The following is a 13,434-nucleotide window of genomic DNA, read 5'->3' on the forward strand; positions in this document are numbered from 1 at the left end:
AGTTACATAAAAGATGGGGTGTGTGGGACTATAATGAACGAACAATATTCCGCTTTGCGAAGTAATGTCAGTATGCTCGGCAAGTTGCTCGGGGATACCATCAAGGATGCGTTAGGTGAAAACATTCTTGACCGCGTAGAAACAATCCGCAAATTGTCAAAGTCCTCACGGGCAGGCAATGAAGCAAACCGTCAGGAATTGCTGACCACGTTACAGAACCTGTCTAACGACGAATTACTCCCCGTAGCCCGTGCATTCAGCCAATTCCTGAACCTGGCCAACACCGCCGAGCAATATCACAGTATTTCTGCCAATGGCGAAGCTGCCAGCAATCCTGAAGTCATCGCTAAGACACTCCAAAAATTAAAAAATCAGCCTGACCTTAGCGAAGCCGCCATTCGTGATGCTGTTGAATCATTGTCACTGGAATTAGTGCTGACCGCACACCCGACTGAAATTACCCGTCGCACCTTGATTCACAAGCTGGTTGAAGTAAACAGCTGCCTGAAACAGCTCGATCACAGCGACATCGCCGACTACGAGCGCAACCAGATCATGCGCCGTCTGCGCCAGTTGGTCGCTCAAGCCTGGCACACCGATGAAATCCGTAAACACCGCCCTTCCCCAGTCGATGAAGCGAAATGGGGTTTTGCGGTGGTAGAAAACAGCCTGTGGGAAGGGGTTCCAAACTACCTGCGTGAGCTGAACGAGCAACTCGAAGACAACCTGAATTACAAACTGCCGGTCGATTTCGTTCCGGTGCGTTTCACTTCGTGGATGGGCGGCGATCGCGACGGCAACCCAAATGTGACCGCCGATATCACCCGCCACGTGCTGTTGCTCAGCCGCTGGAAAGCAACTGACCTGTTCCTGCGCGATATTCAGGTACTGGTTTCCGAACTTTCAATGGTGGAATGCACGAAAGAACTCAGCGAACTGGCAGGCCCTGACGCTGCGCAAGAACCGTACCGTTGCATTATGAAAGGCATTCGTCAGCAATTACTTGCGACTCAAGCCTGGTTAGAAGCTCACCTGAAAGGCCAGCGTCTGCCAAAACCAGAAGGTTTATTGACGCAGAACGAACAGCTTTGGGAGCCGCTCTATGCGTGTTACCAGTCGCTGCAAGCCTGCGGCATGGGCATTATCGCCAACGGCCAGTTGCTTGATACCTTGCGTCGTGTGAAGTGCTTCGGCGTGCCGTTAGTACGTATTGATGTCCGTCAGGAAAGCACTCGTCATACCGAAGCGCTGGGCGAAATGACTCGCTATCTGGGCATTGGTGACTACGAAAGCTGGTCCGAAGCAGACAAACAAGCCTTCTTAATCCGCGAGCTGAATTCTAAGCGCCCACTGTTGCCACGCCAGTGGGAGCCAAGCGATGAAACTCGTGAAGTGCTGGAAACCTGTAAAGTCGTTGCCCAAGCACCACGTGGTTCTATCGCTGCGTATGTTATTTCCATGGCGAAAACACCGTCTGACGTGCTGGCAGTCCACTTGCTGTTGAAAGAAGCGGGTTGCACCTTCGCTCTGCCTGTTGCTCCGCTGTTTGAAACACTCGACGACCTGAACAACGCCGATGACGTAATGACCCAGTTGTTGAACATCGACTGGTATCGCGGCTTCATTCAGGGTAAGCAGATGGTCATGATTGGCTATTCTGACTCTGCAAAAGATGCCGGCGTAATGGCTGCATCCTGGGCACAGTACCAGGCACAAGACGCACTCATCAAAACCTGTGAGAAAGCCGGAATTACTCTGACGCTGTTCCACGGACGCGGTGGTTCAATTGGCCGTGGCGGTGCACCAGCACATGCTGCTCTGCTTTCTCAACCGCCAGGAAGTCTGAAAGGTGGCCTGCGCGTGACCGAGCAAGGCGAGATGATTCGCTTCAAATATGGTCTGCCGGAAATCACTATCAGCAGCCTGTCGCTCTACACCAGCGCGATTCTGGAAGCGAACCTGTTGCCGCCACCAGAGCCTAAAAAAGAGTGGAAACATATCATGGAGGAGCTGTCTGTTATCTCCTGTGATATGTATCGTGGCTATATCCGCGAAAACGAAGACTTTGTGCCGTACTTCCGTTCAGCCACACCAGAGCTGGAACTGGGCAAACTGCCGCTGGGCTCACGCCCTGCAAAACGCCGCCCGAACGGTGGTGTTGAATCTTTGCGTGCTATCCCGTGGATCTTTGCCTGGACGCAAAACCGCCTGATGCTTCCAGCCTGGCTGGGTGCCGGCGCCGCACTGCAAAAAGTAGTAGAAGATGGCAAGCAAGACGTCCTGGAAACCATGTGCCGCGACTGGCCGTTCTTCTCCACGCGCCTTGGGATGTTGGAAATGGTATTCGCCAAAGCTGACTTGTGGCTGGCGGAATACTACGACCAACGTCTGGTGAAACCAGAATTGTGGAAACTGGGTAAACAGCTGCGCGATCAACTGGAAGCAGACATCAAAGTGGTGCTGGATATCGCCAACGATTCACACTTGATGGCTGACCTACCGTGGATTGCTGAATCCATCATGCTACGTAATATCTACACCGACCCGCTAAACGTGTTGCAGGCTGAATTGCTGCACCGTTCGCGTCAGTCGGAAGAGAAAGGTGAAGTGCCAGATCCGCAGGTTGAACAAGCGTTGATGGTGACCATCGCCGGTGTTGCGGCAGGCATGCGCAACACGGGTTAAGCAGTAAAAATCGTTTCTTTCAAACCCCGCGCAAGCGGGGTTTTTTGTTTTGGCGCATGCGCAAAGTACGACTATTGTGCCAGGATAAGCCATCCCGGCAGGCCCAAAGCAGATTCCTATGAATGACGACGTAAGCCAAATTCTTTCCCGACTGCTCAATAGCCCCTCAGGCGTTCATCACGTCTGGTTTGCTGGCAGCCAGGTGGCCCCATCAGAACTTGCCTGGCAGGTAGACTTCCCGCGCATTGAAGTGGTGCTTGATGGCGTGCTTCTGGACGCCTGTGATGAAGGCATGCCTGCAAGGCTTGAGCAACACGACGTGCTCTACGTCCCGGCCAAATGCTGGAACAACCCTCAGTGGAACACCCCTGTCACCACGCTAAGTATTTTATTTGGCAAACAGCAGCTTGGGTTCAGCATTCTGCACTGGGACGGAGCGAAATTTACCACGTTGGGGAAACAAAACGTGGCGCGTCGCGGGCCGCGTATCGGCTCATTCTTGCTTCAGGCACTCAACGAACTGGTCACGCAACCTCAAGACCAGCAAACCGCAAAATTTATCGTCAGTAGTATTCTTAGTCATTGCACTGATTTACTGGGCAGCCAGATCCAAACAGCCTCCCGCAGCGAAGCGTTGTTCGATGCTATACGCGAGTACATTGATGAAAAATATGCCCAACCGCTCACGCGAGAGTCAGTAGCCCAGGCTTTTTATATTTCACCAAACTACCTTTCGCATCTGTTTCAGAAAACCGGTGCAGTGGGCTTTAACGAATACCTGAATCACACCCGTCTGGAGCATGCCAGGACGTTGCTTAAACGCTACGACCTGAAGGTCAAGGAAGTGGCTCACGCCTGTGGATTTGTCGACAGCAACTACTTCTGCCGCCTGTTCAGGAAGAATACCGAGCGCTCGCCGTCAGAGTATCGCCGCCAGTACCACAGCCAGCTAACGGAAAAAACGCTCAGCTAAGGATGATATGAGTATCCTGGGGCGTTCCAAAAATTCGGCGTACAGCAGAGATTGTCTTTTGTGGCTCACGCAGAAACGCGTTAATCCCAGATTGCACGCAGCGACAGTGAGTAAAACGCGCAGCACCAGCAAGCTCAATATCCGTGATTAACAAAACCACATCAGCTTGTTCTATATCCGCCGCGGTCAGTTCGTTTTCAATACCCAACGCTCCCTGGGTTTCGATTTTTATCGACCATTTCTCTATCTGGCAGAGCTTTTCAAGACGCTCTGCCGCCATATAAGTGTGAGCGACACCGCTGACACATGCCGTAACGGCAACCAACTGTCTTGTCATCTGCACTCTCCTTAGGCTTGTCATACTTCAAGTTGCAGGGGCGTTGGCTGCAACATGAATGATTTAAAGCATTATCATTAACCGCCAATGATCACCCGATACCCTGCATCTTCAGCCATCCGGCGCATTTGAGCTATTTCCCTCTCATCAGGCGGTGCTATTCCTGCCATTTGCCATGGTTTGCCGAGCAACTGATATTTCGGCTCTCCGTACTGATGGAAGGGTAGCAGATGCAGTTCAGTAAGCTTCATGGGAGCGAGGAAATTGATAATCGCCTGCATATTATCCAAATCCAGGGTATAGCCAGGAATAAGCGGCACCCTTGGAATAACACACACATCCGCTTCTACCAATAGCCTGAAGTTTTCCAGCACGCGTGACTGATGCATATTCAGTACATTCTTCGCTTGAGCCACATCCATGATTTTCAGGTCAAACAACACTTCATCACACTGTTGTGCGAGAGCGAGCACTTTTTCAGGTGCCGCGTCACCCGCGGTTTCAATGGCGGTACGAATACCTAACGACTTCAGGCGCTTCAAAAAGCGTGTGGCAAAGGCCGCTTGCATCAGCACTTCACCTCCAGAAAGCGTTACGCCACCGCCAGATGCGCGAAAAAAAACCTCATCTTTCAGCACTTCTTTTTCCAGTGCAGCGAAAGAAATATCGCGCCCAATTCTTTCTGTGGCACCTGTTGGGCATTCATCCGCATCATTAAGGCAGGTTGCACAATGTATGCATTTCGCCACGCGCCGCACGGTCTGGATTTTGCCGGAAATAGACTCAGGATTAGCGCACCACGGGCAGTGATGCGGGCAACCCTTGAAAAAAACAACTGTCCGAATCCCATGCCCATCGTTTAATGAGTAACGCTGAATATTAAAGATCCGTGCGGTTAATTCCCCTTCATCAATAATCACGTCACAGTTGATGCGCTGTGCGGCGAATAATGTCATCCTGGATCTCCTTCGACAACTCAACAAAGAAGGCACTGTAGCCTGCAACCCGCACCACCAAACCTGCATAGTCTTGTGGGCGCAGCTGCGCTTCACGCAACGTTTCTGCATTCACCACGTTAAACTGAATATGCTGTAATTTGAGTTTGGTGAATGCTCCAAGGAAATCGGCAAGTTTGTGTAAGCCGGCATCACCCTCTAAGGTGCTGGGGGTGAATTTCACGTTGAGTAGTGTTCCGTTGGAAAGCAGATAGTTATCCAGTTTGCTAACTGACTTGAGCACAGCGGTTGGCCCCTGACAGTCTTGCCCCAGCATTGGCGACAATCCTCCATCGGCAAGCTGCTCACCCGCATAGCGCCCGTCAGGCGTTGCGCCCACTACCGCGCCAAGCGGTACGTGTGCAGAAACGGTATAAGAACCTGGCGTGAAATAACCGCCGCGAGGATTAGCGTATTTCTCGACTTCTTTGCAGTAAAAACGCAACAGATCAGCACTAATGTTATCGACTTCGTCGATATCGTTGCCGTATTTCTCAAAACGATTAATCAGCCGTCCACGGATCTGCTCACCTTCTGGTGTGGCAAAATTCGCCTTCAGCACTGCCAGCAGTTCATCAAAACTCAAACGCTGCTGCTCAAAAACCATGCCGTTGAGAGCATGCAATGAGTCACTGAGGTTTGCGATACCGATACCCTGCACACCCGAAAAGTTATAGCGCGCGCCACCATCGGTAATGTCTTTGCCCTTCATCAGGCAGTCGTCAATGAATGACGAGAGCAACGGAACCGGTGCCCAGTCGCGGTGGCCGATATCGCAAATGTTGCTGCCTTCCACCATCAGCTTGATGTAATGACTGATTTTGTTACGGATTTGCGCGATTAAATCTGCGTAATCCAACCCCTGACGCCCTTCGTTTTCAAGTAATACAATTTCCATCACCTTCAGCAGGTTAAACATGGCAATGTCGTGCAAACCGTAAGTTTTACCAGGAATGGAGAGTTCTACACAGCCAACAACCGCGTAATCACGGGCATCCTCTAGCGAAACACCCCGATTGAGGAATGCAGGTACCACAACTTCATCGTTGAAAATTTGTGGAATCCCCGTCCCGAGCCGTACAGTTTCAGCTGTTTTAAGCAGGAATGGGCGGTCGATAAGCTCATTGACCCGCACCCCAAGGTTAGGCTGCGGCAACTGGATGCTCTGGTAGGCGTCCAGGCACAGGAAAGAGAGCACGTTCACCGCGCTGCGCCCGCTCTCCGTCAGACCGCCTAACAAAATGGTATAACCCGTCGGGAAGCCAGCGAAGTAGCGAGCACTGCTTGTGGAGCGCAACAATACGATATCGTTACATTTCACCCATAGGGATTCGAGCAATTCACGCAGGAACGCCGGGCTTTCGCCACGATTGAGAGAGGCCTGATAAAACGGCAACATGTACTGATCAAAACGACCGAGTGATAACGAACTGGCGTTGGATTCATACTGCAAAATAATGTTCATGTACCAGAACAACTGACACGCTTGCCAGAAATCTTCCGGGCGGCATTCCGAATTATGGCGAGAAATGGCCGCAATTCTCAGCAGCTCTTCACGCCGTACCGCATCTTCGCATAGCGTTGCCATCTGCTCCGCCAGAGTGGCGTAGCGCAAGATATGTCTTTGTGAGGCTTCAAGCAGAATTAACGCTGACTGATAGAAAGGGTTTTCTGGGGCTTGCCCGCAATGTTCACGTAGTTCCAACACCAACTTACCCAGGCCATTTTGTAGCAGGCGCGGATAATCAATGATGATATGCCCTTGCCCTTTGTCAGTCTGGTTAACGCTAAAAATCTGCGTTTTTACTGCAGCTTTAACTTCATCTGTCATCTGGCTGTTGATGAAGTCTTTCATTGAACGCTTTTCCCAGTAGGGATAAAGCTGCTCACGATAAAGCGCTTTGTCTTGCTCGCTGATTTCAAAACGGTCTTGCGGGCGAGTGGGAAATTTATCTAACTCGTTGAGCAGCCAGTAAGGGTCCATCTCCGGGGACATAATTCCAGCACGGGGTTTCACTGTGCGATTCCCCGCGATTAACTCATCTTCACGAATGGCTATTTCAACATTGTCGAGAATGTACGCCGTTGCTTTTGCTCGCCGCAAAAGGACATGTTCCCCTTCCGTTGTACGATGGCTGGCGGTGTACAGCACAGCTCGTTCAAGCGAGATTTCGCGCGGGTGAGTAAACAAAGCTGATTTCAGTCGTTCGATGCGATGAGTCATGATGAATTCCTTCCTGCATATCCCCTTCATCCTTCAAGCTGCAGGGGTGTTGGCTGCAAACGTTCGCCCCAGTCACTTATTTAAGTCAGCTCCTGGGGACTCTCGTTCTGGCCGCCTACCTGCAACTCGAAAGCTAAAGGGCATGTAAAATTAAGCGGTCTGCGCTAAGTGGGCTTCAATTTTATTCATAATGGCGTCAGCGCGTTTCACCGCATCGCTGATGTTAACGCGCACAATCGTTTTACCGGCAAAGCGCTCTTCCATTTTGATGCCAATGTCTTTGGTCAGGATCACCATATCGGCGCTTGCTACATCGGATGTTGTCAGTTCATTTTCCAGACCAATTGAGCCTTGAGTCTCAACCTTAACTTCCCAGCCCTTCGCTTTTGCAGCACTTTCCAGCGCTTCAGCGGCCATGTAAGTATGGGCAACACCTGATGGACAAGCGGTCACAGCAATAATTTTCGTCATGGTCAATTCCTTCTATCTCAATCAGTTAATTTCAAAATCCAAATCCAGGTCGTCTTCAGCCTTTGCAGGCGTAGCAGACTGATTTTTACGTGCATAGCTTTTGAGGAGGTTGACGCACACCGCAGTCACCACAGCACCCACCAGCAATGCGGCGATATAGCCTAATTTCCCGTCAACGACTGGCAGTACAATCAAACCACCCCAACCCGCGTAACACTGCGCACCTAACAATGCGGCTGTCACTGCACCGCAAGCTGAACCCAACATAATTGAAGGGATCACACGTAACGGGTCAGACGCTGCAAAAGGAATTGCCCCTTCCGTTACGCCCACGCATCCCATCACCAGCGCCGCTTTACCCGCTTCTCGTTCTTCACCCGTGAAGTTTTTACGGTTCATTAATGTCGCAAGACCCAGCCCAAGTGGAGGTACTGCAATCCCCACGGCGGCAATCGCAACGACGCTATAAACCCCTTGCGCCACACAGATCAGCATGAAGGCGTAGGCCACTTTATTCACCGGGCCACCCATATCGAATGCCAGCATCAGTCCCATAATGACGGCCAGAACCACGATGCTGCCCTGCTGCATTCCTTGCAGCCACTGCGTCAGGCTGCCTGTTATTGCCCCAACAGGTTCACCAAGACCCCACATCATTACGCCTGCGGTAATAAAGGTGCCAATGATTGGAATAACGAAGATGGGCATGACTGAACGCAAGATTTTAGGAACAGGGATTTTCTTCAGGTAAAAAACGATGATGCCGCCAATGATGCCGGCGATGATGGCACCAAAAAAACCTGCGCCGAAACTGTTACCTACCCATGCACCAATTGCGCAGGGTGCCAGTGCGGAACGCTCCGCAATGGAGTAACCAATGTATGCCGCCAAAAATGGCACCATCAGCGTTAGCCCAGCCACTCCGATATCAAATAACTTTTTCAGATTGGGGTCTGTTAACGCATCCGGGACAGCGCCTTTGCCATAGAGCATCACCGAAACAGCCAACAAGATGCCGCCAGCCACCACGAATGGGATCATATGTGAAACGCCAGTCATCAAATGCTGACGCGTATTCTTGAGGATCTGGACTAACTCTTTCATAAAGCACTTCCTTCTCGAGCAGTGATTGTCCAAACAGCGTTGGGCACACAATAGGTAATCTGTGCAACGGCAGACAGTGGACAAAAAAGCCATTTACTGGATTTTTGTAATACAGAAAGAAAAATGCGATCAGACTCAAAACTTCCACTGGTGGCGGACATTATCTGTTACACCTTGATTTTGTGAGGCGTCTCGCAAATTGGCATGGACATTACATTTGTCCAGTTTTTGGCAGTTTTGTCTCGTGGTAGTCCAGGTCGTGGCGCTCTTATGCTGTAACTCATTTCAAGCGTTGGCTCAGGAGAAGGTTATGGCCTTGATAGTAAAATTCCGCTGCGACTTACCCAATGGCGTACACGCCCGTCCAGCCAGTCATGTTGAAACGCTGTGTAATCAGTTTTCCTCTACCATTGAGTGGTTCAACCTGCGTACCGAGCGGAGCGGTGATGCTAAAAGTGCGCTGGCGTTGATAGGTACCGGTACTTTGAAGGGAGATGAGTGCCAGCTGTCGATCAGTGGTGAAGATGAAGAAAGTGCCTTCGCAAGGCTTTCAACCTATATCGTTGAAGAGTTTCCTCATTGTGATGCACCTTTGCCCCAGGCACCCATCGCTGAAATCTCCGAACTTCCTGAATCTCTTTCGCGCTTGAATCCGTCCTTTTTCCGCGCTCTGCCCGTCTGTGGTGGCACAGCCAACGGGACGTTGATTCGCCTGGCTTCTCTTGATTTACAACAGTTGGGCGAGCTACCAATCGCACGAAGTCTCGACCAGGAACAAGCGGCTCTGGATCAGGGGCTGGCGCAACTTCTTAAAGCGATAAATCTCGAGCTGCTGGCCAATGAAGGGACTGCCAGCGCGATTCTGGAAGCACATCGTTCACTAGCGAGCGATTTATCACTACGCAACATGTTGTTGGAAATCGTGTCCACTGGCGCGAGTTGTGCGCAGGCTATCGTTGCAACAGCCGACCATTTCTGCACGCAATTTACCCAGTCTGAAAGTACCTATCTTCAGGAACGCGCGCTTGATGTTCGTGATGTTTGCTTCCAGCTTTTACAGCATATTTATGGTGCAAGCCGTTTCCCTACGCCTGGAAAACTACAACAAGCGGCGATATGCATGGCGGACGAACTCACGCCAAGCCAGTTTCTGGAATTGGATAAAACGTTGCTCAAAGGCTTGCTGTTACGTAGTGGCGGCACGACCTCTCACACGGTGATCCTCGCGCGTTCTTTCAATATTCCAACGCTGGTAGGGGTTAATCTCGACGCCCTCACCCCGTGGCTTGGGCAGAACGTGCAAATTGATGGTGATACTGGCCTGGTTGCCGTGGCGCTAACTGAAGAGGTCACCCGTTACTACCAGCAAGAAGCCGCAGTGCAACAAGCAATTCGCGCACAACAGCAGGTTTGGCTAGACCTGCCTGGGCGGACACATGACGGAATACAACTCGAAGTCGCAGCAAATATTGCGCATTCGATAGAGTCAGCTCCAGCCTTCAATAACGGTGCTGAGGCCATTGGCCTGTTCCGAACAGAAATGCTGTATATGGACCGCGTTCATGCTCCCTCCGAGGATGAACTTTACAATATCTACTGCCAGGCTCTGGAAGGGGCTAAGGGGCGTAGCATTATCGTACGCACTATAGATATAGGTGGTGATAAACCAGTGGAATATTTAAATATTCCGACTGAAAACAACCCATTCCTGGGGTATCGCGCTGTACGAATTTACCAGGAATTTTTGGCACTTTTTCAAACGCAGCTGCGTTCAATTTTGCGCGCTTCGGCACACGGATCGTTAAAAATCATGATCCCTATGATCTCCTCAATGGAAGAGATCCTATGGGTGAAAGATCAACTGGCGGAAGTGAAGCAAAGCCTCCGCAATGAACATATTCCATTTGATGAAAAAATCCCGTTGGGCATTATGCTGGAAGTGCCATCGGTGATGTTTATCATCGACCAGTGCTGCGAAGAAATTGATTTCTTTAGCATTGGTAGCAACGACCTGACGCAATATTTGCTGGCAGTAGATCGTGATAACGCCAAAGTGACCCGCCACTATAACAGTCTGAATCCGGCATTCTTACGCGCTCTGGATTACGCAGTGCAAGCCGTTCACCGCGAGGGGAAATGGATTGGTTTATGTGGTGAATTAGGTGCGAAAGGTTCTGTACTTCCGTTACTGGTTGGCCTGGGCCTGGATGAAATCAGCATGAGTGCCCCGGCGATTCCAGCCACCAAAGCGCGTCTTGCACAACTCGACAGCAAATCCTGTCGCCAGTTACTCAATCGCGCTATGGCCTGCCGCACCTCGCTGGAAGTCGAGCATTTATTAGCGCAGTTCCGTATGACTCAGCAAGATACTCCTCTGATCACCACGCAGTGTATTTCGCTCGAGAACGACTGGCGCAGCAAAGAAGAAGTGATTAAAGGCATGACAGATAATTTGCTGTTAGCCGGACGTAGCCGCTATCCCCGCAAGCTGGAAGCCGATTTATGGGCGCGTGAAGCGGTGTTCTCCACAGGCCTGGGCTTTAGTTTCGCCATCCCGCATAGCAAATCGGAACATATTGAGCAGTCCACTATCAGCGTGGCTCGTTTGCCTGCACCGGTTCGTTGGGGTGATGACGAGGCGCAATTCATCATCATGTTGACACTCAACAAGCATGCCGCAGGCGATCAGCATATGCGTATTTTCTCCCGCCTGGCGCGACGCATTATGCATGAGGAATTCCGTAATGCGCTGGTAAATGCTGTGCGTTGCGAAGACATTGCTGCTCTGCTGGAGCGTGAGCTGGAACTGTAATTCAATTAAGAGGAAATATTGATGGAGCTTTATCTCGATACGGCAAATGTCGCAGAAGTGGAACGTCTGGCACGTATTTTCCCGTTACAGGGCGTGACTACAAACCCAAGCATTATCGCAGCTGGTGGAGAATCTATCTGGGATGTGCTGCCGCGCTTGCAAGCAGCAGTGGGTAAAGAAGGCCGCTTGTTTGCCCAAGTAATGAGCCGCGAAACCTGCGGGATGGTTGATGAGGCGCAAAAACTGGTTGCGCATGTTCCCGGTATTGTAGTGAAGATCCCAGTCACATCTGCTGGATTAGCCGCCATTAAACAACTCACTGCATTGTGTATTCCAACACTGGGTACTGCCGTTTACAGCGCAGCGCAAGGGCTATTGGCAGCATTGGCTGGAGCGGCTTATGTCGCACCTTACGTTAACCGCGTTGATGCTCAAGGCGGGGACGGGATTCACATGGTGCAAGAGTTACAAGCACTCCTCGAGCTTCACGCGCCAGATAGCAAAGTTTTGGCTGCTAGTTTTAAAACACCGCGTCAGGCCCTGGATTGTTTACTGGCTGGATGTGAATCCATCACGCTCCCCCTGGATGTTGCCCAGCAGTTCTTAGCGGCACCCGCAGTAGAAGCGGCGATCGTGAAGTTTGAAGAGGACTGGCAGAAAGCGTTTGGTCGCTTAAGCCTGTAACCCGATTTATTTGGCTTAATCACAGGAGGCAGTAAATGGACCGCATAATACAGTCACCGGGTAAGTACATTCAGGGCGCAGAGGTTATTACCCGCCTCGGCAGCTATCTCAAACCACTGGCGGAGCGCTGGTTGGTCGTCGGTGATAAGTTTGTATTAAGTTTTGCGCAAGAAGCATTATGCAAAAGCATGAAGGATGCCGGGCTCGCGCTGGAAGTTGCACCATTTGGTGGTGAATGTTCGCAAAGTGAAATTGATCGTTTGCGAGCCGTGGCCGAAAAGATGCAGTGCGGTGCCATTCTGGGGATCGGCGGGGGGAAAACTCTCGATACTGCCAAAGCACTGGCGCATTTTATGAATGTCCCGGTTGCTATCGCCCCGACCATTGCCTCAACAGACGCCCCATGCAGCGCACTGTCCGTCATTTATACGGACACAGGGGAATTTGACCGCTATCTGTTGCTCCCCAATAACCCAGATATGGTCGTCATTGATACTCAGATCGTCGCCAACGCCCCCGCTCGTTTACTGGCCGCAGGTATTGGCGATGCTCTGGCAACCTGGTTTGAAGCCCGCGCCTGTTCACGCAGTGGCGCCACCACTATGGCAGGAGGCCGTTGCACACAAGCAGCTCTGGCTCTGGCGGAGTTGTGCTACAACACGCTTCTGGAAGAGGGTGAAAAAGCAATGCTCGCGGCAGAGCTGCATGTTGTCACACCGGCACTGGAACGCGTCATCGAAGCAAACACCTATTTGAGTGGTGTCGGTTTTGAAAGTGGCGGCCTGGCTGCAGCGCATGCGATACATAACGGCTTGACGGCAATTCCAGATGCTCATCATTTCTATCATGGTGAGAAAGTGGCTTTCGGGACGCTAACCCAGCTAGTGCTGGAAAACGCACCGCAAGAAGAGTTCGAAACGGTCGCAGCATTGTGCCATGCAGTCGGTTTGCCGCTCACGCTTTCGCAGTTGGATATCAAAACTGACGTTGAGGAAAAAATGCGGATTGTTGCGCAAGCTGCCTGCGCGGAAGGAGAAACTATTCACAACATGCCAGGTGGCGTATCACCCGACCAGGTCTACGCTGCGCTTTTGGTCGCCGACCAGTACGGCCAGCGTCTCCTGCAAGCGTGGGAATAACACTAATAAA

10 protein-coding genes are annotated in these 13,434 nt (G+C 51.3%); 5 read left to right on the forward strand and 5 right to left on the reverse strand.

Annotated features, from left to right (window positions below; genetic code table 11):
• Positions 1-33: 33 nt before the first annotated feature.
• Together ppc and BSPA111_RS19925 are read left to right on the forward strand one after the other, a co-directional pair.
• Complete coding sequence (ppc, locus tag BSPA111_RS19920; RefSeq protein WP_183272878.1) at positions 34-2,685, forward strand: phosphoenolpyruvate carboxylase; 2,652 nt, start codon at positions 34-36, stop codon at positions 2,683-2,685.
• 118 nt (positions 2,686-2,803) lie between these two features.
• Positions 2,804-3,658 carry an AraC family transcriptional regulator gene (locus BSPA111_RS19925; RefSeq protein ID WP_183272879.1) on the forward strand — a complete coding sequence of 285 codons (855 nt, stop codon included), beginning with the start codon at positions 2,804-2,806 and terminating at the stop codon, positions 3,656-3,658.
• On the opposite strand, the gene BSPA111_RS19930 is transcribed toward BSPA111_RS19925, so the two are convergent.
• From BSPA111_RS19930 to BSPA111_RS19950, 5 genes are all read right to left on the reverse strand, one after another.
• Entirely contained in the window at positions 3,651-3,995 is a 345-nt protein-coding gene (locus tag BSPA111_RS19930) for a PTS fructose-like transporter subunit IIB (protein ID WP_183272880.1), read from the reverse strand. The two genes, BSPA111_RS19925 and BSPA111_RS19930, sit on opposite strands and share 8 nt — an antisense overlap.
• Before the next feature lie 77 nt (positions 3,996-4,072).
• Positions 4,073-4,951, reverse strand: coding sequence for a [formate-C-acetyltransferase]-activating enzyme (locus BSPA111_RS19935; RefSeq protein WP_183272881.1), 879 nt, complete (start codon positions 4,949-4,951; stop codon positions 4,073-4,075).
• Entirely contained in the window at positions 4,917-7,214 is a 2,298-nt protein-coding gene (locus BSPA111_RS19940) for a formate C-acetyltransferase (RefSeq protein ID WP_183272882.1), read from the reverse strand. The genes BSPA111_RS19935 and BSPA111_RS19940 overlap by 35 nt, the downstream gene beginning before the upstream one ends.
• A gap of 150 nt (positions 7,215-7,364) precedes the next feature.
• Complete coding sequence (locus BSPA111_RS19945; protein ID WP_183272883.1) at positions 7,365-7,685, reverse strand: PTS fructose-like transporter subunit IIB; 321 nt, start codon at positions 7,683-7,685, stop codon at positions 7,365-7,367.
• A gap of 21 nt (positions 7,686-7,706) precedes the next feature.
• Positions 7,707-8,789 carry a PTS fructose transporter subunit EIIC gene (locus tag BSPA111_RS19950; protein ID WP_183272884.1) on the reverse strand — a complete coding sequence of 361 codons (1,083 nt, stop codon included), beginning with the start codon at positions 8,787-8,789 and terminating at the stop codon, positions 7,707-7,709.
• Positions 8,790-9,099: 310 nt separating this feature from the next.
• Between BSPA111_RS19950 and ptsP the strand changes: the two genes are divergently transcribed.
• The 3 genes from ptsP to BSPA111_RS19965 are packed head-to-tail and all read left to right on the forward strand — an operon-like array spanning position 9,100 to position 13,424.
• Positions 9,100-11,601, forward strand: coding sequence for a phosphoenolpyruvate--protein phosphotransferase (gene ptsP, locus BSPA111_RS19955; RefSeq protein ID WP_183272885.1), 2,502 nt, complete (start codon positions 9,100-9,102; stop codon positions 11,599-11,601).
• Positions 11,602-11,622: 21 nt separating this feature from the next.
• On the forward strand, positions 11,623-12,285 hold the full coding sequence (fsa, locus tag BSPA111_RS19960; RefSeq protein ID WP_183272886.1) for a fructose-6-phosphate aldolase: 663 nt from the start codon (positions 11,623-11,625) through the stop codon (positions 12,283-12,285).
• A 35-nt stretch (positions 12,286-12,320) separates the two neighbouring features.
• Positions 12,321-13,424 (forward strand): glycerol dehydrogenase, encoded by a 1,104-nt coding sequence (locus BSPA111_RS19965; RefSeq protein WP_183272887.1) that lies wholly within the window; start codon positions 12,321-12,323, stop codon positions 13,422-13,424.
• Positions 13,425-13,434 lie beyond the last annotated feature (10 nt).

It is taken from the genome of Buttiauxella sp. A111 (assembly GCF_014189855.1).
Taxonomy (GTDB): Bacteria; Pseudomonadota; Gammaproteobacteria; order Enterobacterales; family Enterobacteriaceae; genus Buttiauxella; species Buttiauxella selenatireducens.